Annotated in this window: 26 protein-coding genes; 25 read left to right on the plus strand and 1 reads right to left on the minus strand. The window is 44.0% G+C overall.

The window, feature by feature from the left end; all coding sequences use genetic code 11:
• Positions 1-45 precede the first annotated feature (45 nt).
• The 5 genes from E2K98_RS03505 to E2K98_RS03525 all read left to right on the plus strand — a co-directional run bounded on the left by E2K98_RS03505 (position 46) and on the right by E2K98_RS03525 (position 6918).
• Positions 46-693, plus strand: coding sequence for a TetR/AcrR family transcriptional regulator (locus tag E2K98_RS03505; RefSeq protein ID WP_235824705.1), 648 nt, complete (start codon positions 46-48; stop codon positions 691-693).
• Positions 677-3937 carry a fused isobutyryl-CoA mutase/GTPase IcmF gene (gene icmF / locus E2K98_RS03510; RefSeq protein ID WP_133332904.1) on the plus strand — a complete coding sequence of 1087 codons (3261 nt, stop codon included), beginning with the start codon at positions 677-679 and terminating at the stop codon, positions 3935-3937. Before E2K98_RS03505 ends, icmF begins: the two co-directional genes overlap by 17 nt.
• A 124-nt stretch (positions 3938-4061) precedes the next feature.
• On the plus strand, positions 4062-4271 hold the full coding sequence (locus tag E2K98_RS03515) for a hypothetical protein (protein WP_133332905.1): 210 nt from the start codon (positions 4062-4064) through the stop codon (positions 4269-4271).
• Between the two features lie 236 nt (positions 4272-4507).
• Entirely contained in the window at positions 4508-5080 is a 573-nt protein-coding gene (gene rpoE / locus E2K98_RS03520) for a DNA-directed RNA polymerase subunit delta (protein ID WP_133332906.1), read from the plus strand.
• A gap of 245 nt (positions 5081-5325) precedes the next feature.
• Positions 5326-6918: a CTP synthase gene (locus tag E2K98_RS03525; RefSeq protein ID WP_133332907.1), complete on the plus strand. Its 1593-nt coding sequence runs from the start codon at positions 5326-5328 to the stop codon at positions 6916-6918.
• Positions 6919-7263: 345 nt separating this feature from the next.
• Here the strand turns inward: E2K98_RS03525 and E2K98_RS03530 are convergent, their stop codons facing one another.
• Entirely contained in the window at positions 7264-7785 is a 522-nt protein-coding gene (locus E2K98_RS03530; protein ID WP_133332908.1) for a DUF2529 domain-containing protein, read from the minus strand.
• 161 nt (positions 7786-7946) lie between these two features.
• Between E2K98_RS03530 and E2K98_RS03535 the strand changes: the two genes are divergently transcribed.
• The 20 genes from E2K98_RS03535 to E2K98_RS03620 all read left to right on the plus strand — a co-directional run bounded on the left by E2K98_RS03535 (position 7947) and on the right by E2K98_RS03620 (position 23998).
• On the plus strand, positions 7947-8318 hold the full coding sequence (locus tag E2K98_RS03535; protein ID WP_133332909.1) for a response regulator: 372 nt from the start codon (positions 7947-7949) through the stop codon (positions 8316-8318).
• A 233-nt stretch (positions 8319-8551) separates the two neighbouring features.
• The gene (locus E2K98_RS03540; RefSeq protein WP_133332910.1) at positions 8552-9406 is read left to right on the plus strand and encodes a class II fructose-bisphosphate aldolase; all 855 of its coding nucleotides are present in this window, start codon (positions 8552-8554) and stop codon (positions 9404-9406) included.
• Between the two features lie 148 nt (positions 9407-9554).
• On the plus strand, positions 9555-10205 hold the full coding sequence (fsa, locus tag E2K98_RS03545) for a fructose-6-phosphate aldolase (RefSeq protein WP_026572660.1): 651 nt from the start codon (positions 9555-9557) through the stop codon (positions 10203-10205).
• 204 nt (positions 10206-10409) lie between these two features.
• The gene (locus tag E2K98_RS03550; protein ID WP_133332911.1) at positions 10410-11696 is read left to right on the plus strand and encodes a UDP-N-acetylglucosamine 1-carboxyvinyltransferase; all 1287 of its coding nucleotides are present in this window, start codon (positions 10410-10412) and stop codon (positions 11694-11696) included.
• A gap of 100 nt (positions 11697-11796) precedes the next feature.
• Positions 11797-12759, plus strand: a complete 963-nt coding sequence (glpX, locus tag E2K98_RS03555; protein ID WP_026572662.1) for a class II fructose-bisphosphatase — start codon at positions 11797-11799, stop codon at positions 12757-12759.
• A gap of 293 nt (positions 12760-13052) precedes the next feature.
• A complete protein-coding gene (gene rho / locus E2K98_RS03560) occupies positions 13053-14318 on the plus strand; it encodes a transcription termination factor Rho (protein WP_026572663.1) in 1266 nt (421 codons plus the stop codon).
• A gap of 314 nt (positions 14319-14632) precedes the next feature.
• Positions 14633-14845 (plus strand): 50S ribosomal protein L31, encoded by a 213-nt coding sequence (rpmE, locus tag E2K98_RS03565; protein ID WP_133332912.1) that lies wholly within the window; start codon positions 14633-14635, stop codon positions 14843-14845.
• A 104-nt stretch (positions 14846-14949) separates the two neighbouring features.
• Positions 14950-15564, plus strand: a complete 615-nt coding sequence (locus tag E2K98_RS03570) for a thymidine kinase (protein WP_133332913.1) — start codon at positions 14950-14952, stop codon at positions 15562-15564.
• Between the two features lie 118 nt (positions 15565-15682).
• Positions 15683-16135 (plus strand): hypothetical protein, encoded by a 453-nt coding sequence (locus E2K98_RS03575; RefSeq protein WP_133332914.1) that lies wholly within the window; start codon positions 15683-15685, stop codon positions 16133-16135.
• Between the two features lie 125 nt (positions 16136-16260).
• Positions 16261-17334: a peptide chain release factor 1 gene (gene prfA, locus E2K98_RS03580; RefSeq protein WP_133332915.1), complete on the plus strand. Its 1074-nt coding sequence runs from the start codon at positions 16261-16263 to the stop codon at positions 17332-17334.
• On the plus strand, positions 17327-18181 hold the full coding sequence (gene prmC / locus E2K98_RS03585; protein WP_133332916.1) for a peptide chain release factor N(5)-glutamine methyltransferase: 855 nt from the start codon (positions 17327-17329) through the stop codon (positions 18179-18181). Before prfA ends, prmC begins: the two co-directional genes overlap by 8 nt.
• Before the next feature lie 226 nt (positions 18182-18407).
• Positions 18408-19418 carry a stage II sporulation protein R gene (spoIIR, locus tag E2K98_RS32200; RefSeq protein WP_133332917.1) on the plus strand — a complete coding sequence of 337 codons (1011 nt, stop codon included), beginning with the start codon at positions 18408-18410 and terminating at the stop codon, positions 19416-19418.
• Between the two features lie 108 nt (positions 19419-19526).
• Positions 19527-19688, plus strand: coding sequence for a hypothetical protein (locus tag E2K98_RS30735; RefSeq protein ID WP_165976159.1), 162 nt, complete (start codon positions 19527-19529; stop codon positions 19686-19688).
• 102 nt (positions 19689-19790) lie between these two features.
• Entirely contained in the window at positions 19791-20237 is a 447-nt protein-coding gene (locus E2K98_RS03595) for a GNAT family N-acetyltransferase (RefSeq protein ID WP_133332918.1), read from the plus strand.
• A gap of 185 nt (positions 20238-20422) precedes the next feature.
• Positions 20423-21478 (plus strand): L-threonylcarbamoyladenylate synthase, encoded by a 1056-nt coding sequence (locus tag E2K98_RS03600; RefSeq protein WP_133332919.1) that lies wholly within the window; start codon positions 20423-20425, stop codon positions 21476-21478.
• Positions 21479-21509: 31 nt separating this feature from the next.
• Positions 21510-21662 carry a hypothetical protein gene (locus tag E2K98_RS30740; protein WP_165976160.1) on the plus strand — a complete coding sequence of 51 codons (153 nt, stop codon included), beginning with the start codon at positions 21510-21512 and terminating at the stop codon, positions 21660-21662.
• A 130-nt stretch (positions 21663-21792) separates the two neighbouring features.
• Positions 21793-22350: a manganese efflux pump MntP gene (locus E2K98_RS03605; protein WP_133332920.1), complete on the plus strand. Its 558-nt coding sequence runs from the start codon at positions 21793-21795 to the stop codon at positions 22348-22350.
• 48 nt (positions 22351-22398) lie between these two features.
• On the plus strand, positions 22399-22845 hold the full coding sequence (locus E2K98_RS03610) for a low molecular weight protein arginine phosphatase (RefSeq protein WP_133332921.1): 447 nt from the start codon (positions 22399-22401) through the stop codon (positions 22843-22845).
• A gap of 114 nt (positions 22846-22959) precedes the next feature.
• Positions 22960-23406, plus strand: coding sequence for a ribose 5-phosphate isomerase B (gene rpiB / locus E2K98_RS03615; protein WP_026572672.1), 447 nt, complete (start codon positions 22960-22962; stop codon positions 23404-23406).
• Positions 23407-23431: 25 nt separating this feature from the next.
• Positions 23432-23998: a TIGR01440 family protein gene (locus E2K98_RS03620; protein ID WP_133332922.1), complete on the plus strand. Its 567-nt coding sequence runs from the start codon at positions 23432-23434 to the stop codon at positions 23996-23998.
• Positions 23999-24003 lie beyond the last annotated feature (5 nt).

Below are 24003 nucleotides of genomic sequence, written 5' to 3' on the forward strand. Positions count from 1 at the left end.
ACCTGCTTTTTAGGAGGGTGCCGGGATCAAAAGGCGGTTTTAAACGTGACGATAAAAAGGGAAGTACAGGCTTCGGTCAAGGATGAACGTCTGGTTGAAAAAAGACGTGATCAAATGATTAAAGGGGCCGTTACACTGTTTAAGGAAAAGGGGTTTCACCGGACGACAACGAGGGAAATTGCAAAAGCGGCTGGGTTCAGTATTGGTACGCTTTATGAATATATCCGCTCGAAGGAAGATGTCCTTTATCTTGTCTGTGACAGCATTTACGAGCATGTCAGTGATCGCCTGCAAAAAGACCTCGACAATAAACAGGGGACATTAGCGAATCTAAAGCAAGGGATTGCGAACTACTTCCGGGTGGTAGATGAGATGCAGGATGAGTTTCTCGTCATGTACCAGGAAGTAAAATCGTTAACGAAGGACGCTTTGCCATACGTACTGAACAAAGAAATGGAAATGGCCGCGATGTTTGAAAAGCTGCTGGTCTTATGTGTGGAAAATGGTGAGCTTGATTTATCAGAAAGACAGTTAAAGCTTATTTCCCACAACATAATTGTCGACGGGCATATGTGGAGCTTCCGCCGCTGGTCCGTTCAGAAATTATATACCATCGATGAATACATTGAACTGCAAACCGAGTTAATTTTATCCGGAATGAAGCTAAAGGGGGAGCATGATGGAGATTTATAAGCCAAAACATCACATCCGATTTGTCACCGCATCCAGCCTCTTTGACGGGCATGATGCCTCAATCAACATTATGAGAAGAATTCTTCAATCAAGCGGGGCCGAAGTCATCCACCTCGGCCACAACCGTTCGGTAGAAGAGGTGGTAAACGCAGCGATTCAAGAGGACGTACAAGGAATTGCGATATCCTCTTATCAAGGCGGCCATGTGGAATATTTTAAATACATGTATGATTTACTAAAGGAAAAAGGCGCACCGAACATCCGCATATACGGCGGCGGGGGCGGCGTTATTATCCCAAAAGAAATCAAGGAGCTTCATGATTATGGAATTGCTTGGATCTTTTCACCGGAGGACGGCCGGAAGATGGGCCTACAAGGGATGATTAACCGCATGCTTGAGGAATGCGATTTCCCTACCGTCACAACCAATGCGGCGGAGCAGATTGAAAAATTACAAACTGGCGATGTTAATGCGATTGCCAAGCTGATCACGCTTGCGGAGCTTCATGTGGATGACAATAAAGAAGTTGCTGCAGCGGCAGAGCTTGTTCTCGATCAAGTTAAAACATTAACAAAGGCCATTCCGGTTGTCGGGATTACCGGTACAGGCGGTGCTGGAAAAAGCTCGCTGACAGATGAACTGATTCGTCGTTTTATTAACGAGCTTCCAGATAAAAGAATAGCGGTATTATCCGTTGATCCAACAAAACAAAAGACGGGCGGGGCGCTGCTGGGTGACCGGATTCGGATGAATGCGATTTTTTCACCGAATATCTACATGCGCAGTCTTGCGACTCGATCATCGAAAACGGAATTATCCTTGGCGATAAAGGATGCCGTGTCAGTGGTAAAAGCAGCCGGATTTGATCTCGTTATAGTGGAAACTAGTGGAATCGGCCAAGGAGATGCGGAAATCACTGAGATTTGTGATCTATCCATGTATGTGATGACAAGTGAATTCGGAGCGCCATCACAGCTTGAAAAGATTGATATGATCGACTTTGCCGATCTTATTGTAATCAATAAATTTGAACGTAAAGGTTCAGAGGATGCGAAGCGCCATGTGCAAAAGCAATACCAGCGCAGTCATATGCTGTTCGAAAAGGATCCATCCGAAATGCCGGTATATGGAACAATCGCCAGTCAATTTAATGACCTCGGTACCAACGCACTTTTTGCAGCATTAGTTGAAAAAATTAATGAAAAAATGGCTTCAGATTGGGAAACATCCTTTACTAAGGATGCAAAGGTCGAAAAACAAAGTGTCATTATTCCAACCGACCGCCGCTATTACTTACGGGAAATTTCCGATACCGTGCGCCGTTACCATAAAAAGGCGGAAGAACAGGCTGACTTGGCTCGAAAACTGTTCCAGCTTGAAGGGGCCATTGCTGCTGTGAAGGAACGTGAGGCTGGCAGTGAAATTGTTGCTTCTTTAGAAGCAATCAAACAAGAAACGGAAGAGATGCTGACACCGGAATCGAAGAAAATCCTGAACAGCTGGTCAGCAACAAAGGAAGCGTATTCGAAGGATCAATTCATAACGAGAATTCGTGACAAGGAAATTATTACAGTATTAAAATCGAAGAGTCTTTCTGGTCTCGATATTCCAAAGGTGGCTTTGCCGAAATATAAAGATTATGGCGAAATCCTTCGCTGGGTGTACCGCGAAAATGTACCTGGTTCCTTTCCGTACACTGCAGGAGTATTTCCGTTCAAGCGCGAAGGAGAGGATCCAAAACGGCAGTTTGCCGGGGAAGGGACACCGGAGCGCACGAACCGCCGCTTCCACTATTTATCAAAGGATGATCCGGCAAAACGCTTAAGTACAGCGTTTGACTCGGTTACCCTTTATGGGGAGGATCCGGATCACCGTCCGGATATTTATGGGAAGATCGGTACGAGCGGCGTCAGTGTTTGTACGCTTGACGACATGAAAAAGTTGTACGATGGATTTGACTTATGTCATCCGTCCACATCGGTTTCGATGACGATTAATGGTCCGGCGCCGATTATTTTGGCGATGTTCATGAATACAGCGATTCACCAGCAGGTTCAGAAAAAAGAAGCGGAGCTTGGCCGCGTGTTGACGGTAGAAGAATTTGCTGAGGTTAGAGCCTATACGTTGAAAACCGTCCGCGGTACGGTGCAGGCTGATATTTTAAAAGAAGATCAGGGACAAAACACCTGTATTTTCTCCACGGAATTTGCACTAAGAATGATGGGAGATATTCAGCAGTATTTCATAGACCATCAGGTGCGCAATTATTATTCCGTTTCCATTTCAGGCTACCATATTGCCGAAGCAGGGGCGAATCCGATTTCACAATTGGCGTTCACCCTATCCAACGGGTTTACGTACGTTGAATATTATTTGAGCCGCGGCATGAAGATTGATGATTTTGCAGCAAACCTTTCGTTCTTCTTCTCGAATGGTTTAGATCCGGAATATACGGTAATTGGCCGCGTTGCCCGCCGCATTTGGGCAACGGTGATGCGCGATAAATATGGTGCAAATGAGCGCAGTCAAAAGCTGAAGTACCATGTCCAAACATCCGGGCGTTCACTGCATGCGCAGGAAATTGACTTTAATGATATCCGAACAACACTTCAGGCGTTAATGGCACTCCATGATAACTGTAACTCGCTTCATACGAATGCGTATGATGAAGCGATCACGACTCCAACCGAGGAATCTGTAAGAAGAGCGATGGCGATTCAGATGATTATTACGAAGGAGCATGGTTTAACTAAGAATGAAAATCCGCTTCAAGGTTCGTTTATCGTTGAAGAGCTGACAGATCTTGTCGAAGAGGCAGTTTTACAGGAATTCGAGCGGATTAATGACCGCGGCGGGGTGCTCGGTGCAATGGAAACGCAGTACCAGCGCGGAAAAATCCAGGATGAGTCAATGTATTACGAGATGAAAAAGCATACGGGTGAATTGCCAATTATCGGGGTCAATACGTATTTGAATCCAAATCCTCCATCTGAGGAAGAGGTAGACAACATGGAGCTGGCCCGAGCAACGGAGGAAGAAAAAGAGCTGCAAATTCATAATTTGCGCGAGTTCCAAAGAGCCCATTCGGGTGAGGCAGAACAGGCATTAAAGGCATTAAAAGCTGCAGCGGTCAACAATGGCAACATTTTTGCGGCATTAATGGAGACAGTCAAAGTAGCGAGTCTTGGACAGATTACAAAAGCGCTATACGAGGTTGGCGGGCAGTATAGAAGAAATATGTGACTTTGGTAGACAATGGCTTATTTAGTGGCCATTGTCTATTTCTGTCAAAAAGTTTTTTTCCAAATGAAAAATTTTCTTATATAATCATAGTTGTTACATAATAAGGCTCCGGGTGGTGGAACAAATGAAGATGACGTATATGATTGGAATTCTACTTGTTTTTGCCTGGCCCTTATATTATCTCTATGAGCTCCAGCTAGGGGCGGTTTCGTTTCTGCTGCTGGCGATTTTTTTTCTGGTGGTCTCGGTCAAAGAGACGAAAAAGCTGCGATTGAATAAGGAAATGAATCCAGAGAGGCAGAAAAGGCAAAAAATCAAGCGAAACAACAGATAGAACTAGCATAAACGGTAGGAATTTGTTTATAATGAAGAATATGTTATTTTGATAGAAAAGTGGAAGCGCCTTGCTCAGGGGCGACAAGCATAAGACGAGCCGGCGAGAAGGTTGTTCTTTAACCTTCTTGACGGATTGGCTTATGACCTAGAGCCCCTAGGCGCTGGAACTAGACAAGGACAAATGCCCGTTATTCACTCTATTAGAGTGTTAAATAGAGAAAGGAAGTGCCAATATTGAGTTTAGCACAATACTCAAAAGAGGAATTAAAAGAGCTTTCCCTTATTGAAATGGCTTTTGAATTTTTAAAAAATACCAAGCAGCCGATTTCATTTCATGAATTAGTAAAAGAGATTTCAGCTGCTGCCGGTATTTCGGAAGAGGAAATACGGTCAAAGCTTGCGCAATTTTACACTGATATTAATATTGACGGCCGTTTTCTATCGTTAGGGGAAAACCGCTGGGGACTTCGCGTTTGGTATCCGGTTGATACGCAAGAAGAAGAAGTTGTTACAGTTGTGAAACCGAAGAAGAAAAAGGCGAAGAAAGTTGTCGACGAGGATGAGCTTGACGATTACGATGAGATCGATGAAGAGGAATACGATGATCTCGACGATTATACCGACGATGAGGATGAAGTTCTTGAAGATGAAGATGTCTTTGATGAGCTTGACGACGTCGATGAGCTTGATGAGGATGAAGAGGTCATTGAGGACGATGAGGAATTTGAACTCGACGATGAAGAACTCGATGAGGACCTGGACGAAGATGAGGATGAATTAGCAGATGAGGTTGAGGACTTGAAATAGTCTTGACTTTTCATCGCCACCCTTGTATTATCTTTTTTGGGCTCCTTAAAAAAGGAACGATTCAATTTTTGATGATATGCGCTCCCTTACATTATGTAAGTGGAGCGCTTTTTTGTTGTTTTTAGGGGTAAAAAAGTTTCACTTCCCCGTCAACCAATCACCTTAGGGTAAGGCGAATTTTTTTTGAAAAATGCCTTAAACTATCTGGATAATGTACAAACTGTAAATATGAGGGGGAATCATTTATGACAAAGTATATTTTTGTAACAGGCGGCGTAGTATCCTCGCTTGGAAAAGGGATTACTGCAGCATCTTTAGGACGTTTATTAAAAAATCGTGGATTGAACGTAACGATTCAAAAATTTGATCCGTACATCAACGTCGACCCGGGAACCATGAGTCCGTATCAGCATGGTGAAGTGTTCGTAACGGATGACGGTGCGGAAACAGATTTGGACCTAGGCCACTATGAGCGTTTCATCGATATTAACTTAAACAAGTATAGCAATGTAACGACCGGAAAAATTTATTCCAGCGTGCTGCGCAAAGAGCGCCGCGGCGATTATTTAGGCGGAACGGTTCAGGTTATTCCGCATATTACCAATGAAATTAAAGACCGCGTATTCCGTGCTGGCAACGAAACGAGTGCGGATGTGGTTATTACCGAAATCGGCGGAACAGTTGGTGACATTGAATCACTGCCATTCCTTGAAGCCATTCGTCAAATTAAAAATGATGTCGGTCGTGACAATGTTCTTTATGTTCACTGTACATTGATTCCGTATATCAAAGCAGCTGGTGAAATGAAAACCAAGCCAACACAGCACAGTGTAAAAGAACTTCGCAGCCTTGGAATTCAGCCAAATATTATTGTCGTTCGTACGGAAATGCCGGTTTCACAGGATATGAAGGATAAAATTGCCTTGTTCTGTGATATTGATTCAAAAGCAGTAATTGAGTGCCGTGATGCGGACACGCTTTACTCTGTACCGCTCGCACTTCAAGAACAAAACATGGACCAAATTGTCTGCGATCACTTGAAATTGGTGACTTCGGAACCGGATATGACCGAGTGGAATGCATTGGTGGATAAGGTTCTTCACTTATCAAGCAAGACTCGAATTGGCCTCGTCGGAAAATATGTGGAGCTTCAAGATGCGTATATTTCCGTTGTCGAAGCGATGCGCCATGCCGGTTATGCGTTTGATGCAGATGTAGAAATTAAGTGGATTAATTCTGAAGATGTGACAGCTGAGAATGTTGCTGAGTTATTGAGTGATGTTGATGGTGTTCTTGTTCCTGGCGGCTTTGGTGACCGCGGTATTGAAGGGAAAATCGAAGCGACCCGCTATGCACGTGAAAATAAGAAGCCGTTCCTTGGAATTTGTTTAGGTATGCAGCTGGCAACAGTTGAATTTGCCCGTAATGTTCTTGGACATAAGGGTGCACATTCTGCTGAGTTTGTTCCAGATACTGATTATCCAATTATTGATTTACTTCCTGAGCAGAAGGATGTTGAGGATTTAGGCGGTACATTGCGTCTTGGTTTGTATCCGGCACGTCTTGTGGAGGATACGAAGGCGTCTAGTGCTTATGAAGAGAAAGTGATTTATGAGCGCCACCGTCACCGTTATGAGTTTAATAATCAATATCGTCAGGAGATGGAGGAGGCAGGTCTTGTGTTCTCCGGAACAAGCCCTGATGGCCGTTTAGTGGAGATTATCGAGCTGAAAGATCATCCTTGGTTCGTGGCATCCCAGTTCCACCCAGAGTTTGTTTCAAGACCAACTCGTCCACAGCCGCTTTTCCGCGACTTTATTCGTGCGACGTTGAAATAAGTTTTTTTGGACCATTCCTTGTTGTAGGGAGTGGTCCTTTTTTGTGGGGGAAGGGTTGTGGTACGTACTTTCCATTTGGAGGTTTTTACTTTCCGGTTTGTATGAAATACTTCCCACTTCACTTGTTTTATGGACAAATACAATGAAAATGCCAGGCAAAAGCCTGGCGAAGGTAACTTTCTATCCTAATTAAAGATGGATTTACTAGATTTCGTTCAATAAAATACTATTTTTGAAAAGGAATTTGTGTTTACTTTCCAGTTTTCCGATAATACTTTCCGCTTTTGGAAAAATACTCTCCGGTTCCATCAAAATACTTTCCACTTTAAAAGAATCCGACCAAAACTACTCCTCATATTCCCCTAAAATCTCATCAATCGTAAACTTCAAACCATAATAGACGAACAATCCGGCCATCGAAGACGGATATCCGTAGCGTCCGCCAAATTCATCGGGAAGCAGCGCCTTTTTCATCCCCAAATCAATATGAACATCCGCTAGTTCTACAAGCGGTCCCGCTTCCTCCCCCACACTTGAAACCGCGACAAACGGAATTCCTTTTTCCTGAAGCACTCCAGCAAGCGTAATGGCCGCCTCATCTGCTGAAGTTCTTGTAAAAATTAACACGCGGTCCGCATCGGTTACCGAAGTCAAATTACCCAGTACTTGGGCACTCTTAAGCGGCTCCGCACCCTCCAAGGCTTCAAACTCTACCGCCTTCATCTCGCGAAATCCGACAAGATAGATGGTTCCGTCGCCAACAGGTGCCTGGGCCAGCAATCGTGCCCCATCCTCAAAGGAAAACTCTTCTTTTTCATCAATTTTTTTAAACAAACCCGTTAATTGAGTAGTAAACATTTTTAACATAAAAACCCTCCTTTTAGCACTTTCATTATAGACTTTTTTGCATAAATGCAAAAATAACAATTGATATTAGCAGGAATTTCAAAATAAATGTAGAATTATATATGGAATTGAACTAATATATAGTATTTAATGGAACACATCAAACGGGAAGAGGTGGAGTTATGAAAGAGAAAATATTAATCGTAGACGATCAATTTGGAATTCGAATTTTACTTAATGAGGTATTCCAAAAGGAAGGGTATCAAACTTATCAGGCAGCGAATGGCATCCAGGCCCTTGATATTGTAAACAAGCATGACCCAGATCTCGTTCTCTTAGATATGAAAATCCCTGGTATGGACGGAATTGAAATTTTAAAAAGAATGAAAGTGATTGACCCGGAAATTCGCGTCATCATCATGACCGCTTATGGTGAATTGGACATGATTCAAGAAGCGAAGGATCTTGGGGCCATCACTCATTTTGCGAAGCCCTTTGATATTGATGACATCAGGGCTGCAGTGAAGAAACACATGCCGCAAAAAGCGAATTAAGCCTATTATTATACTGAAAAAACTGTACTACTATTGTTTGCGCTTTCATTATGACAGTTTTAAAAATTGGGATAGATTGATGGTAATTCCTCCTTCTTTTTGATATGATACATATGAACTTTTTCTGGTAGTCAAATCTTTTCGAAACATACATAATCCTTAAAATAGAGGGAAAACCTTTATATGGAAGTCTATTGCGAAAAGATACCAGCCTAAATTAAGGAGGAAGAAAAATGCCTTTAGTTTCTATGACCGAAATGCTCAAAAAAGCAAAAGCAGAAGGCTATGCTGTTGGGCAATTTAACATTAATAACTTAGAATTTACTCAAGCTATTCTTCAAGCTGCTGAAGCAGAAAAATCACCGGTTATTCTTGGTGTTTCTGAGGGTGCAGGACGTTATATCGGCGGGTTCAAAACTGTTGTAAAAATGGTAGAAGGACTATTGGAAGATTACAATGTTACCGTTCCTGTTGCGATTCATCTTGACCACGGCTCTAGCTTTGACAAATGTAAAGAAGCAATCGATGCAGGCTTTACTTCTGTCATGATTGACGCTTCTCATGATCCATTTGAAGAAAACATCGCAACGACTACTAAAGTGGTTGAGTATGCTCATTCAAAAGGTGTTTCAGTTGAAGCTGAACTTGGAACAGTTGGCGGTCAGGAAGATGATGTTTCCGGCAGCATTATTTATGCGGATGCAAATGAGTGTGTGGAATTAGTGAAACGTACTGGTATTGATTGCCTTGCTCCTGCTTTAGGTTCTGTTCATGGTCCTTACAAAGGGGAACCAAACCTTGGATTTAAAGAAATGGAAGAAATCGGAAACCTTACAGGTGTGCCATTAGTTCTTCATGGTGGTACTGGAATTCCAACAAAAGATATTCAAAGATCGATTTCGCTTGGAACAGCGAAAATTAATGTAAATACAGAAAACCAAATTGCTTCTGCGAAAGTTGTTCGCGAAGTATTAGCTGCAAAACCAAATGAATATGACCCACGTAAATACTTAGGACCTGCACGCGATGCCATTAAAGAAACCGTTATTGGCAAAATGCGTGAATTTGGTTCCTCTCAAAAAGCTTAATTCTTGTATACCCTTGAAATAGGCTATTGAAATAGTGTACGATTGTCAATGAAAGCGAAACCGCCCTTCCTAAAGAGGGCGGTTTCAGTGTGTTCGACAAAAACTGAAAATTTTGCCGAAATTCATCGAAAAATTGGAGGGAAACGTTGTGAAATTTTTTATTGATACAGCAAATCTAGATGAAATCCGTGAAGTACATGAGCTTGGTTTACTTTCAGGTGTTACGACAAATCCAACACTTGTCGCAAAAGAAGGAAATATTTCATTTCCCGATCGGATTAGAGAAATTGCTAGCCTTGTTCCTGGTTCTGTAAGTGCAGAAGTTATTGCCCTTGATGCAGAAGGGATGATTCGTGAAGGGAAAGAACTTGCAACCATCGCACCAAATGTAACAATTAAAGTTCCAATGACACCTGATGGGTTAAAAGCGGTTCATGCTTTCTCACAAGAAGGCATTAAGACAAATGTAACATTGATTTTCAATGCTAATCAGGCACTTCTAGCAGCTAGAGCAGGAGCTACATATGTTTCACCATTCCTCGGAAGATTGGATGATATCGGTCAAGTGGGACTAGACCTAGTTTCACAGATTGCTGAAATCTTTGCTGTACACGGTCTTGAAACCGAAATTATTGCAGCATCCATCCGCAACCCAATTCATGTGACAGAAGCGGCTTTAAGAGGGGCACATATTGCGACAATTCCATATAAAGTATTGATGGGCTTATTCCACCACCCACTAACAGATAAAGGAATTGAAGCCTTCTTAAAGGATTGGAATGCTCGTTCTAACGCGTAATTCGGCAAAATTTCCAGTAATTTGATGTAACTTTTTTTAATATTAATACATGAAAATAGAATTTTCGTGTAAACTAGAGGATAGACAAGCTGTCGAAATATGCTTATTGTTATTGGAAAAAATTACCTAAAGCCGTTATTGGCATTAATTAAAATATGTCGACCCATGTGTAGGACGTGAGAAAGGCTTAGAAGGGAGTCGAAAATGGAAAAGCTAAAGATTGCGGGCGGTTACCCACTTCGTGGTACCGTAAGGATTAGTGGAGCCAAAAACAGCGCTGTTGCCCTTATTCCAGCGACGATTTTGGCGGAATCACCAGTAACCATTGAAGGATTGCCGCATATTTCGGATGTAGACATTCTTAAAGACTTGCTCGAAGAAATTGGCGGAAAGGTTGAGCTGTCTGAGGATGAAATGACCATCGATCCATCGAAAATGATCTCGATGCCACTGCCAAACGGGAAGGTTAAAAAGCTTCGTGCATCCTATTATTTGATGGGTGCGATGCTGGGCCGCTTTAAAAAGGCAGTTATTGGGCTTCCAGGAGGCTGCCATCTAGGCCCGCGCCCGATTGATCAGCATATTAAAGGGTTCGAAGCATTAGGTGCTAGTATCACGAATGAACAAGGCGCCATTTATTTACGGGCGGACGAGCTCCGCGGTGCACGGATTTATCTTGATGTCGTCAGTGTCGGCGCAACGATTAATATCATGCTTGCAGCCGTTCGCGCAAAAGGGCGGACCATCATTGAGAATGCGGCAAAAGAGCCGGAGATTATTGATGTTGCAACTCTTTTAACCAATATGGGGGCGAAAATTAAGGGTGCTGGAACCGATGTGATTCGGATTGACGGTGTTGACAGTCTTCACGGTTGCCGTCATACGATTATTCCTGACCGGATTGAGGCGGGGACTTATATGATTTTAGCTGCCGCGGCTGGCGACGGGGTTCTCATTGATAATGTGATTCCGCAGCATTTAGAATCATTGATTGCCAAGCTTCGAGAAATGGGTGTTGAAATCGAATCCGGTGATGATCAAGTGTTTGTCTCGGGTGCTTCTAATCTAAAGACGGTGGATATTAAAACCCTCGTCTATCCTGGATTTCCAACCGATTTGCAGCAGCCGTTTACTACGCTATTAACAAGGGCCACAGGTTCGAGCGTTGTAACGGATACCATTTATGGTGCCCGTTTTAAACATATTGATGAGTTAAGAAGAATGAACGCCAATATTAAAGTAGAAGGGCGTTCGGCAATCATCAACGGTCCTGTTCAGCTTCAGGGGGCGAAGGTGAAAGCAAGCGACTTGAGAGCAGGGGCAGCCCTTTTCATCGCTGGTCTGATGGCGGAAGGAATTACTGAGGTAACTGGGCTCGAGCATATCGACCGCGGCTACAGTGAACTTGTCGAAAAATTAAACGGCTTGGGCGCTACGGTTTGGCGTGAAGCGTTAACGAAGGAAGAATTAGAACACCATAAGAATACATGATTTTTAAAAAATAGTTTTTTCGGCCATTGGAACAAGAAACTTACAGTACTAGTACACAACTTAGGCAGCTCTCGGGTGAGAGAATTGGGGGATGGAACTGATGGAAAGAAGTTTATCAATGGAACTTGTCCGTGTAACAGAAGCAGCAGCACTTGCTTCCGCTAGATGGATGGGCCGCGGAAAAAAAGACGAAGCAGACGGTGCTGCAACAACAGCAATGCGTGACGTGTTTGACACCGTTCCAATGAAGGGAACCGTCGTTATTGGGGAAGGGGAAATGGACGAGGCACCGATGCTTTATATCGGTGAAAAACTTGGAAATGGTTATGGACCCCGTGTGGATATCGCAGTCGATCCGCTTGAAGGAACCAATATTTTAGCATCAGGCGGTTGGAACGCCCTTGCCGTTCTTGCGGTTGCTGACCATGGTAACCTTCTTCATGCACCGGATATGTACATGGAGAAAATTGCGGTAGGACCGGAAGCAGTTGGTCTTGTCGATATCAATGCATCTGTTCTGGACAATTTAAAGGCAGTTGCTAAAGCGAAAAATAAAGATATTGAAGACGTGGTTGCAACGGTTTTAAATCGTCCCCGCCACGAACATATTATTCAACAACTTCGTGAAGCCGGTGCAAGAATCAAATTGATTAATGACGGTGATGTTGCGGGAGCAATCAATACAGCTTTCGATAATACCGGCGTGGACATCCTATTTGGTTCCGGTGGCGCACCTGAAGGGGTAATCTCCGCTGTTGCCCTAAAATGCCTTGGCGGCGAGTTAATGGGAAAATTAGTGCCGCAAAGCGACGCTGAAATCGAACGCTGTATAAAAATGGGGCTTGATGTCAACAAAGTTCTTCGCATGGAGGACCTTGTGAAGGGCGATGACGCGATTTTTGCTGCGACCGGTGTAACGGACGGAGAATTATTGCGCGGTGTTCAATTTAAAGGATCTCATGGTTCTACTCATTCCGTTGTCATGCGGGCGAAATCAGGAACAGTCAGATTCATCGACGGCCGTCACAGCTTGAAAAAGAAACCGAATTTAGTCATTAAATAAAAATGATAGGGAGGCTGGACCCGCAAAGGTCTAGTCTCTTTTCTAAAAACTCCTCCTCTCTAAAATTTTCCAATTCCTAAATAATAGTTGATTAATTTTTCGCAAAGGGGGTACAATAGAAATTGTTTTAGACACAAAACTTTCTACAATTCTATTCATTTCTTCATTTACTTTCTCATCCTCCAATCACATATAACTCAAATTGGTGTGAAGAAAATCATAACAATTCCCCGCCGATTTTATTAATATTAATATAACCTGCGGACGAAAAAATCAAATAGAGTGGTGTACAAATGGACTTAACAATATCAAGTTTAGAAAACATGAAGCTGAAGGAGCTTTATGAGCTTGCGCGCGAATATAAAGTGACCTATTACAGCAAATTAACGAAAAAAGAATTAATTTTTGCCATCCTAAAAGCTCGTGCCGAACAGCAGGGTTATTTTTTCATGGAAGGCGTTCTGGAAATTATCCAGTCAGAAGGATTTGGATTCCTCCGGCCGATTAATTATTCGCCGAGTTCCGAGGATATCTATATTTCTGCATCGCAAATCCGCCGCTTCGATCTTCGGAATGGTGATAAGGTTTCAGGTAAGGTTCGTCCTCCTAAAGAAAATGAACGTTATTACGGGTTATTACATGTAGAAGCTGTAAATGGGGAAGACCCGGAATCCGCGAAGGAACGCGTTTATTTTCCAGCGTTAACACCTCTGTATCCAAATAGACAGATGAAGCTTGAAACTACCCCAAAATCCCTTTCAACAAGAATCATGGATTTAGTTGCACCCGTCGGTTTTGGTCAAAGGGGCTTGATTGTTGCTCCGCCAAAGGCTGGTAAAACAATGCTGTTAAAAGAAATCGCTAACAGTATCACAACGAACCATCCGGATGTGGAATTAATTGTCTTGCTCATTGATGAACGCCCGGAAGAGGTTACCGACATTGAACGTTCAGTTGCCGGAGATGTTGTCAGCTCAACCTTTGATGAAGTGCCGGAAAACCATATTAAAGTGGCCGAGCTTGTGTTAGACCGCGCGATGCGCCTTGTTGAACACAAACGTGATGTCGTGATTTTGATGGATAGTATTACTCGTCTGGCTCGTGCTTACAACCTGGTGATTCCGCCAAGCGGAAGAACGTTATCCGGAGGTATTGACCCGGCTGCTTTCCACCGTCCAAAGCGTTTCTTCGGTGCCGCTCGTAATATTGAAGAGGGCGGAAGTTTAACGATTTTGGCTACAGCATTGGTAGATACTGGATCACGTATGGATGATGTTATTTATGAAGAATTTAAAGGTACCGGTAATATGGAGCTGCACCTTGATCGTTCACTTGCTGAGCGCCGGATTTTCCCTGCACTCGATATCCGTCGTTCTGGAACACGGAAAGAAGAGCTTATTCTTCCAAAAGATCATTTGGATAAATTATGGGCGATTCGTAAATCGATGTCTGATTCACCAGATTTTGCCGAGCGCTTCTTGAAAAAACTAAGACAAACAAAATCAAACGAGGAGTTCTTTGCGCAGCTGGGCGAGGAAATGAAGTCCCGCCGTTCGTAGGGCGATTTTCAAAAGACAGTATGATTTTTAACACAGTTGATTGGAGCGGAAGGCGCGAAGACTCCTGTGGGAGTACGGAACAGGGGAGACCCCGCAGGAGCGTAAGCGACGAGGAGGCTCCCCAGACCGCCCACGAACCGCTTGCGCCTGGAGCGGAAGTTAACTACAGTTTTTCCAAAAAATCCTTGCTTGCAAAAGTAAACGCTCGTTGTTATAATGGGTACAGTGTGTTTTAAGTATTTCAGTGCCTGTTTAAGACAAGCACTTATGATAACTCTGTTTCGAAAGATTCAGGGCGGAAGGAGCTGAAAAAAATGAAAGCAGGAATTCATCCGAATTATAAAACAGTTAAGGTGACTTGTGCATGCGGTAACACATTTGAAACTGGTTCAGTTAAAAATGAGATCCGTGTTGAAACTTGTTCTGAATGTCATCCATTCTACACTGGTCGTCAAAAATTCGCTGAAGCTGGTGGACGTGTTGACCGTTTCAACAAAAAATACGGCCTTAAGTCACAACAACAGTAATTATGAACGCCCAAAACAGGCAAGAGAAATTTTACTTGCCTGTTTTTTATTGAAAAAATATAGATTTTTATTAGGTTTTGCTTTTAGGAAGGAGAGGCCGTTTTATGTATGTAATGAAACAAAGCGGATGGGTTGAGGTTATCTGTGGCAGTATGTTTTCTGGAAAATCAGAGGAATTGATCCGTCGCGTAAGACGCGCTCAATTTGCCAAGCAAAAAATAGCTGTGTTTAAACCAAAAATTGATAATCGCTACAGTGAGCAATCTGTAGTCTCCCATAATGGCTCTTCTTTTATTGCGAAGCCCATTTCCCACTCCATTGAAATTCTGCACCATATCGAGTCAGACATCGATATTATTGCGATCGACGAAGTTCAATTTTTTGATGAAGGAATTGTTCGCATTGTTCAGCAGCTAGCCGACAGCGGCCACCGTGTAATTGTCGCTGGCCTTGACATGGATTTCCGCGGCGAACCCTTTGGACAAGTACCAGCCATCCTCTCCATCGCTGAACACGTCACAAAACTCCAAGCCGTCTGCACCGTCTGCGGTTCCCCATCAAGCCGAACCCAGCGCCTAATCGACGGCCGGCCTGCATCCTACCACGACCCCATTATCCTGGTCGGTGCATCCGAGGCCTACGAACCACGCTGCCGTCACCACCACGAAGTCCCAAAAAACGCCTATCGTGAACAGGAAGAAGCAGCTTCAAAAATGTAAATATTTGTTTTGACAAAATTCGGGTGGTGCCAGGCACCACCCGAATTTTGTCAAATGGAAAGAATTCTCTTGAGAAGTTAGTGAGGGCATGGGAATGATAGTAATGGAGGTGTAAACATTGAGAAAGTTTATTGTTCCTTCATTATTGCTTACCATGCTTTTTGCCGGTGGTTGTCAGGGGAAGAATGATGCTGCGAATTATGATTTGCGCAAGGATCGCAGTGCCCCAAATGAGATGTCTAATAAGTATAAGAAACCTCTTGTTGGCCAGGATGTTCAGAATCAGAATCCCAATTTTCTTAACCTGGAAGGTACGAGCACCCGTGGTACCGGGGGAGGGCAGGATACTGGGATTGATGTGAGGAAGGCGAAAAAGGTCATTCGGGATACGCATGAATTCAGAACGGATTCGGTTTGGATTAATGGTGACCGAATGTGGGTGAATGTTTATAAAAACGGCATGCTGAATGATCAGCAGCGAGAGGATGCGGAAGCGCGCCTTCATAAGAAACTAGTCCAAGCCTTGCCACGCTACAATATTGAGGTTCGAGTACAGGAAGACCGCAGATAACATGCTCTGATTTTTAGGGCATGTTTTTTTATTAAAATTTTTCCCGTAATATTTGGTTTTGACGCATGCATTTCACCTATACTATAATTAGAATGTTATGGACTAAAATTTGAGGTGAAGTAACTGTGTTTGATCGTCTTCAATCTGTTGAAGATCGCTACGAAAGGTTGAACGAACTTTTAAGCGATCCGGAAATTATTAATGATTCAAAAAAACTGCGTGATTATTCAAAAGAACAATCTGATATACAAGAAACTGTACAAACTTATCGTCAATATAAAGAAGCGAAGGAACAGCTTCAAGATGCGAAAGCCATGCTTGAGGATAAACTAGATGCTGAAATGCGCGAAATGGTAAAAGAAGAGGTTCATGAACTTGAAGCGCAAATCGAAGAATTGGAAGAACGGCTTAAAATTCTTCTCATTCCAAAAGATCCGAACGATGACAAAAACGTGATCATGGAAGTCCGCGGTGCTGCGGGCGGGGATGAGGCAGCGTTGTTTGCAGGTACATTATATCGAATGTACAGCCGTTATGCTGAATCACAGGGCTGGAAAACAGAGGTAATTGATGCCAACGAAACCGGCCTCGGCGGCTATAAAGAAATTATCTTTATGATTACCGGGACAGGTGCCTATTCCAAACTAAAATATGAAAATGGTGCCCACCGTGTGCAGCGCGTTCCGGAAACTGAGTCAGGCGGCCGCATCCATACCTCTACTGCAACCGTTGCTACGCTGCCGGAAGCAGAAGAGTTTGATATCGAGATCAACGATAAGGATATCCGCTTTGATACTTTCGCATCAAGCGGTGCCGGTGGACAGAGCGTTAACACGACCATGTCAGCGGTTCGTTTAACCCATATTCCGACTGGTATCGTCGCAACCAGTCAGGACGAAAGATCCCAGCATAAGAACAAGGATAAAGCCATGAAGATCTTAAGGGCACGTGTATATGACAAGTTCCAGCAGGAAGCTCAGGCGGAGCTTGACCAGGCGAGGAAATCTGCGGTTGGTACCGGTGACCGTTCAGAGCGGATTCGAACTTACAACTATCCGCAAAATCGCGTGACGGACCACCGAATCGGTTTAACGATTCAAAAACTTGATCAAATCATTGAAGGCAAGCTTGAGGAAATTATTGATGCTTTGGTTTTAGATGACCAAGCAAGAAGATTGGAAAATGCCGCAAATGAGTAAAAAAATTTACGAAGCTCTTCAATGGGCTTCTTCTTTTTTAAAAAAATCTAACCGAGATGAGAACTCAGGGGAACTTCTCCTCCGCCATTTCACCGGAATGTCGCGGGCACATCTATTTGCGAATGTCAGAGAGGATTTGGACCCAACCGTTTGGGACCAATTTGAAAAAGCAGTGCATGAGCATGTGAAAGGAACTCCAATTCAATATATCATCGGCTCAGAGGAATTTTACGGCCGAACGTTTATCGTGAATGAAGCAGTGCTGATTCCGCGGCCGGAAACGGAAGAACTTGTTTATGAAACATTGAAAAGAGTAAAAAGGCTTCCGAAAGACACGAAAAAACTTGCGGATATTGGGACTGGGAGCGGCGCGATTGCGATTTCGCTAAAACTTGAGGACCCAACATTAAATGTTTCCGCCTCCGATATTGCCGAGGATTCACTGAAGGTGGCAAAAGAAAATGCCCGGCTGCTTGGGGCGGACGTCAAATTTTATCTAGGAGACCTGCTTCAGCCTTTTCAAGAAGAGCTTGATGTCGTAATTTCCAATCCGCCTTATATTCCTACTGGCGATATAATAACAATGTCTGAAGTGGTAACGGAGCATGAGCCGCACCGGGCGTTGTTTGCTGGTGAGGACGGCTTGGATTTTTACCGCCGCTTTATGGAAGAGCTGCCTCGTGTACTAGCGCCGGTCGCGCTCGTTGGCTTTGAAATTGGGGCCGGTCAGGGCGAAGCGGTAGCGGAGCTTTTTCAAAAAGCCTTTAAAGACGTAAAAGTGGAGATTGTGAATGATATAAACGGTAAGGACCGGATGGTGTTTGCGGAAATTGGCTTCGGGGTGTAGGGGCGTTTTTTCAACTTTGAGAATTGTCCAGCTCCAGCGCCTAGCCCCTCTAGGTCACAAGCCAATCCGTCCAAAAGGTTAAAGATCAACCTTTCGGCCGGCTTGTCTTGTGCTTGTCGGAGCTGAACGAGGCGCTTCCGCTTTTCTTTTAAAAATATTAAAAATTACTAGTTTAAGATTCTTAGTTTCTGTCCACAATGAGGATATCGAAGGGACGGTGCTAAGAATGCATAGTAAAACATTGATTTGGGCGTATCTTCTAATTTTATCGTTTGGGACGATATTAAGTTTATATATACCGAAAAATGAAGCGATTGCGAAGGAGTCAGTGGTGATTCCGGGGGAAGCGATCCGCTTAAGGATTCTAGCAAACAGTGATGTGCCGGCTGACCAGCAGTTGAAGCGTGAAGTAAGGGATGCGGTGAATGCGAAAATTACCGTTTGGGTGAAGGATTTAACTTCGATTAATAAAGCAAGATCGGTAATTAAGTCAAAGCTCCCGGAAATTCAGGACATTGCGGAAAAAACGGTTGCGGCTAAAGGTTCGAAGCAAGCAGTGCATGTCGAGTTCGGTAAGGTTCAGTTTCCAACGAAGTTATATGGCGAGTTTTTATATCCTGCAGGTGAGTATCAAGCGATTTTAATCACGCTTGGTGAAGGAAAAGGTGCAAACTGGTGGTGTGTGCTATATCCGCCATTATGCTTTCTTGATTTTTCAAATGGGGTTGCGGTGAGCGATGGGTTTGATGAAAAGGTAAAATCGGAGTCGGAAGTTCAGAGGGATTCGGAGAAAACTAGTGAAAAAGTGGAAGACCAAGGAGAAGAGCAAAAGGCTGTGGCGGCAGGGAGTGACGAAGAGCAAGAATCGACGGATTCTGAGCGAAGATTTGTGACCTCTACTAGTAAAGTTGAGAAAAAGCATGTAGAAACAGATAGTAAGGTTGAGCAAAATCCTGTAACACGAACTAGCGAGGTTGAGGAAAAGTCTACTACAACGACTAATAATACTGAAGAAAATCCTACTGCAGTTACTAGTGATGTTAAGGAGAAATCTGCACCGGCTACTAGTGGTGTAGAGCAAAAGGCTGAAACCACTGATAAAAATACTGTGGAAAAGTCCGTGGATGTAAGCAAATCCGAACAGACAGCTCAAGCGCCTGTTTATACCTCTAAAGACGAGGATCCTGTTCAAGTGAAATTTTTCGTAGTAGAATTGTGGAAAAAGCTTTTTGACTAAGAACTCTTTCAATGGGAAGGGTTCTTTTTTGTTTTAGTCTGTGTTAAAGGACATTGTTGATTTTTTAACCCTGTTAAGTGGAGTGGAAGGCACGGAGACTCCTCGAAAATGCTAACGCATTTTCTTCGTGCGTGGGTGGATTCAAGGAAGCAATTCAGTGTCCTGCGGGAGTACGGGGCAGGGGAAAAGACCCCACAGGAGCGAAGCGGCGAGGAGGCTCCCCGGCACGCCTGTGAACCGCTTGTGCCTGGAACGGAAATCAACAGATAAGTTTAACATAGCCTTGTTTTAAAAATAATAGAGTTCATTGTTCTACTTTTCCTATTTTCTCATATTCATAGAATAGAATTTATAAAAATGGGGTGGAACACGATGCAGGCATTGATTCGCACGGCAAATAAGCAGGATTTGGGGAAATTAAGAGAGTTCTTGATCAAGGCAAACCTTGGGACCGACGGACTAACAGACGAAACGATTGAATACTTTTTGCTGCTAGAGGATGTGGAAGGACAATTAAAGGGCACGCTTGGAATCGAGGCGTTTGAAGGCTTTGGCCTGCTTCGCTCATTGGTGGTCACCCCAGGGCAGGCGGAAAAAGAAATCTTTATTCTTGTGGAACAAATGATGAAGCTTGCGAAGGAGAAGGGGATGGAAAGTTTATTTTTGGCGACGAATAAGCGGGCGGCCCTGCCATTTTTCAATTTACTAGGATTTCAAGAGATTGAACGTGCGGAATTACCGTCTGAAATGAACGGGTCTGAGCATATTCGACATATTTTAAATGTGGATAACTCGATTTTTCTGAAATTTTTATTGTAGATGTGGATATTTGGGCAAAGTTATCCACGATTTCCACTAAGTTATACACAATTTGTGGACAAAACTTGTATTTTTCCACACCTTCTTTTATACTTGCAAACGTATAATGTGAAAAATATGAGTCTAGGTGCCTAGATTCGGCAAATTTCGATAGAAGTTTTGTTTTTATATAAAGGTGGATAACTATGAACACAAAAGTTTGGAAAGTGGATAACTATGTGGATATCTTAGAAAATAATCCACATATTGTGGATGCAGCACATTTTTTACGAGAAAATGAGGTGGTTGCGCTCCCGACGGAAACGGTTTACGGCCTTGGCGGGAATGCGGAGAGCGACGTGGCGGTCGCGAAGATTTTTGCGGCAAAGGGCAGACCTGGGGATAACCCGTTAATTATTCATATTGCGGATCGGGAGCAGTTGTGTCGATTTGTGGCGGAAATACCGGAAACGGCAGAGCGGTTGATGGAGGCATTTTGGCCAGGTCCATTGACGATTATATTTAAAAAGAAGCAAGGCGTGCTTTCGGAAAAAGCAACTGCGGGTCTTGACTCGGTTGGAGTGAGGATGCCGGACCATCCGGTCGCCCTCTCGCTGCTAAAGGCGTGCGGTCTGCCGATTGCGGCACCAAGTGCGAATAGTTCAGGAAAGCCAAGTCCGACTCATGCTGAGCATGTGATTGAGGATTTGCAAGGGAAAATTGCCGGGGTGCTGGACGCGGGTCCGACCGGTGTTGGTGTCGAGTCGACCGTTGTGGATTGTACGGAAGCGGTTCCAGTTATTTTGCGGCCAGGTGGTGTGACAAAGGAGCAGCTTGAGGAAGTGATTGGGGAGGTTCGGATGGATCCGGCGCTTGAGAGTGGTGCCGGCGAAGGTGGATTGAAGCCGAAATCGCCTGGGATGAAATACCGTCATTACGCCCCGAATGCTCCGCTTTATTTAATCGATGGGAGCCGGTCGTTTCTTCAGGAGCTTGTGGATGAAAAACTGCGTGAGGGTTTGCGTGTCGGCGTGCTGACAACGGAGGAGAATAAGAGTGAATTTTCGGCGGATGTTGTCATTGCTTGTGGACAAAGGGCTGAGCTCGAAACGGTTGCAACGGAGCTTTATGATACATTGCGGCGATTTAATTTAGAAAAGGTCGATGTAATTTTTAGTGAAATGTTCCCGAGGGGCGGAGTTGGTCTGGCAATTATGAACCGGCTGGAGAAGGCTGCGGGGAATAAGGTTATTTCGGAATAATTGTTTTTGGGGGAGCACCTGGGGGGACTGGGTGCTTTTTTTGGTTGCTGGGAAGGCTGATATATGGGTGGAAGTGGTAAATAAAGTGACGAAAGTGGTAAATAATAGAATACCAGATACAAAAGTATCGGTGCCAAGGTTCAAGGCCCTGCTTTTAAATGAAAATAACATGAATGGAAAATAACTCATAAAAGTGGCAAATAAAAAGGCCCAAGTGGACAATAAATCTAATTCCCCAATTTCTCAGGTCTGACTTCTAAACGGCAGTGGACGTGCATATGTTGAAATAGCAAGTCCAAGGGGGCGGAGAAAGAATGTCAGCAATGATTGGAGAAATCCTTACACTCGTAATAATGGCACTCGCGCTAGGTATGGATGCCTTTTCTGTTGGCCTCGGCATGGGGATGTACAACCTCAGACGACGGCAAATTTTTAAAATCGGTCTGACCATCGGACTTTTTCATGTATGGATGCCGCTCGTAGGAATCCTGGCCGGAAAATTTTTATCGGCAAAATTCGGTACCTTTGCGTCCCTAATCGGCGGTCTGCTGCTCATCATTTTAGGAGTGCAAATGATCTGGGGCAGCTTCAAAAAAGGCGATGAAAAAGTGATGACCCCAGTTGGGTTTGGTTTAATTGTTTTTGCCCTCAGTGTGAGCCTCGATAGTTTTTCCCTTGGCCTTACTCTCGGAATATATGGTGCCAAAACCATTATGGTTATTATATGCTTTGGGATTGTAGCAACCTTGCAAGCATGGGCGGGTCTCTTGCTCGGCAGAAAGGTACAAGGCTGGATAGGCCCCTATAGCGAGGCGCTTGGCGGTACGATCCTGCTAGCTTTCGGGGTAAAACTGCTTCCACTTTTTTGGTGATGATGGCAGTAATTTGTTAAAATACTAGAAAGAAAGGGGGCAAGTAACATGCGGCGCATCTTATTTGTTTGTACGGGAAATACATGTAGGAGTCCAATGGCGGAAGCAATTTTGAAAAATAAAAACCTCGAAGGCATTGAGGTTCGCTCAGCAGGGGTTTTTGCGGTGGACGGCAATGAAGCTTCGGCACACGCCAAGCAGGTGTTGGAGGAAAATCAAATTGTACATAATCATCAATCCAGTATGCTGACGGGAGAAGAAGTGGGCTGGGCGGATCTGATTTTAACGATGACCGGTTCCCATAAGGGCGCGATTTTGAATTATTATCCGGAATCGGCGGCGAAGCTTTTTACCCTTAAGGAATATACCGGAGAAACCGTCTTTCAAGATGTAAGTGATCCCTATGGCGGGAACGTCTCTATTTATCGCGAAACATTTCAGGAGCTTGAAAAATTAATTGATATCGTTATTGAAAAAATAACGAAGCATACGTAAGGCTGGCTCTCCATCTTAATTGGAGGGCCTTTTTTGTGATGGTAAGAAACTTTATCTTTTTCTCCGGGTATGTCAAAATGTAGGCAGAGTAAATTTAAATCTGGGGGTATTTTTATGAAGGTAGCATTGGCATCAGATCATGGCGGCGTGAATATTCGCAAGGAAATCGCTCATTTACTAGATGAATTGGGCATCGAATATCAGGACTTTGGCTGTGACTGCGAAACATCCGTCGATTATCCCGACTATGCCCTGCCGGTTGCGGAAAAAGTAGCAAACGGCGAGTTTGACCGCGGCATTTTGATTTGCGGCACCGGCATTGGCATGTGCATTGCGGCAAACAAAGTAAAAGGAATTCGTGCGGCAATTGTTCATGATACATTCAGTGCAAAGGCAACACGTGCCCATAATGACAGCAATATTTTAACAATGGGAGAGCGCGTGATTGGCCCCGGTCTTGCGAGAGATATCGCGCAAATTTGGCTGACAGGCGAGTTTGAAGGTGGCCGACATGCCAATCGTGTCAACAAAATTACTGAAATTGAAAATAAGCATCTTTAATATCCCAAAATAAGGGGCGAAAATCATGATAAAGAAGTGGGAACAGGAATTAGAAGCGATACTGTCAGAGTTTAACGACCAGGCCGACTTAAAACCGGGTCAGCTCTTGGTGGTCGGCTGCAGTACAAGCGAGGTCATGGGCGAAAAAATCGGCACATCCGGTACGTTAGAGGTCGCGGAAATGATTTTTCGCCAGTTAAAACAATTTCAGGAGAAGACTGGAATTCGTTTGGCCTTCCAATGCTGCGAGCATTTAAACCGTGCATTGGTGATCGAAAGGGCAACAGCGAACGAACGGAAATTGGACGAGGTTTCGGTTGTGCCCGTACGAAAAGCAGGTGGGGCAATGGCAACGTACGCATTTGAAAAAATGACGGATGCAGTCGTCGTGGAATTTATCAAGGCGGATGCGGGAATTGATATCGGCCAAACCTTTATCGGCATGCATTTAAAACATGTCGCTGTACCCGTTCGCGTGAAGCAAAAAATGGTGGGACATGCCCACGTAACGCTTGCACGGACACGGCCAAAACTCATTGGTGGGGAAAGAGCCGTATACGAGCGTAAAAGTGAGAATTTGAGCTGTAGCTAATAAGC

The sequence above is a fragment of the Bacillus salipaludis genome (assembly GCF_004358205.1).

Excerpts from the sequence above, each read along its gene's own strand:
- icmF (WP_133332904.1), top strand. The coding sequence starts at position 677 with ATGATGGAGATTTATAAGCCAAAACATCACATCCGATTTGTCACCGCA.
- E2K98_RS03515 (WP_133332905.1), top strand. The coding sequence starts at position 4,062 with ATGAAGATGACGTATATGATTGGAATTCTACTTGTTTTTGCCTGGCCC.
- E2K98_RS03525 (WP_133332907.1), top strand. The coding sequence starts at position 5,326 with ATGACAAAGTATATTTTTGTAACAGGCGGCGTAGTATCCTCGCTTGGA.
- E2K98_RS03530 (WP_133332908.1), bottom strand. The coding sequence starts at position 7,785 with ATGTTAAAAATGTTTACTACTCAATTAACGGGTTTGTTTAAAAAAATT.
- E2K98_RS03535 (WP_133332909.1), top strand. The coding sequence starts at position 7,947 with ATGAAAGAGAAAATATTAATCGTAGACGATCAATTTGGAATTCGAATT.
- E2K98_RS03540 (WP_133332910.1), top strand. The coding sequence starts at position 8,552 with ATGCCTTTAGTTTCTATGACCGAAATGCTCAAAAAAGCAAAAGCAGAA.
- E2K98_RS03550 (WP_133332911.1), top strand. The coding sequence starts at position 10,410 with ATGGAAAAGCTAAAGATTGCGGGCGGTTACCCACTTCGTGGTACCGTA.
- glpX (WP_026572662.1), top strand. The coding sequence starts at position 11,797 with ATGGAAAGAAGTTTATCAATGGAACTTGTCCGTGTAACAGAAGCAGCA.
- rho (WP_026572663.1), top strand. The coding sequence starts at position 13,053 with ATGGACTTAACAATATCAAGTTTAGAAAACATGAAGCTGAAGGAGCTT.
- rpmE (WP_133332912.1), top strand. The coding sequence starts at position 14,633 with ATGAAAGCAGGAATTCATCCGAATTATAAAACAGTTAAGGTGACTTGT.
- E2K98_RS03570 (WP_133332913.1), top strand. The coding sequence starts at position 14,950 with ATGTATGTAATGAAACAAAGCGGATGGGTTGAGGTTATCTGTGGCAGT.
- prmC (WP_133332916.1), top strand. The coding sequence starts at position 17,327 with ATGAGTAAAAAAATTTACGAAGCTCTTCAATGGGCTTCTTCTTTTTTA.
- spoIIR (WP_133332917.1), top strand. The coding sequence starts at position 18,408 with ATGCATAGTAAAACATTGATTTGGGCGTATCTTCTAATTTTATCGTTT.
- E2K98_RS30735 (WP_165976159.1), top strand. The coding sequence starts at position 19,527 with ATGCTAACGCATTTTCTTCGTGCGTGGGTGGATTCAAGGAAGCAATTC.
- E2K98_RS03595 (WP_133332918.1), top strand. The coding sequence starts at position 19,791 with ATGCAGGCATTGATTCGCACGGCAAATAAGCAGGATTTGGGGAAATTA.
- E2K98_RS03600 (WP_133332919.1), top strand. The coding sequence starts at position 20,423 with ATGAACACAAAAGTTTGGAAAGTGGATAACTATGTGGATATCTTAGAA.
- E2K98_RS03605 (WP_133332920.1), top strand. The coding sequence starts at position 21,793 with ATGTCAGCAATGATTGGAGAAATCCTTACACTCGTAATAATGGCACTC.
- E2K98_RS03610 (WP_133332921.1), top strand. The coding sequence starts at position 22,399 with ATGCGGCGCATCTTATTTGTTTGTACGGGAAATACATGTAGGAGTCCA.
- rpiB (WP_026572672.1), top strand. The coding sequence starts at position 22,960 with ATGAAGGTAGCATTGGCATCAGATCATGGCGGCGTGAATATTCGCAAG.
- E2K98_RS03620 (WP_133332922.1), top strand. The coding sequence starts at position 23,432 with ATGATAAAGAAGTGGGAACAGGAATTAGAAGCGATACTGTCAGAGTTT.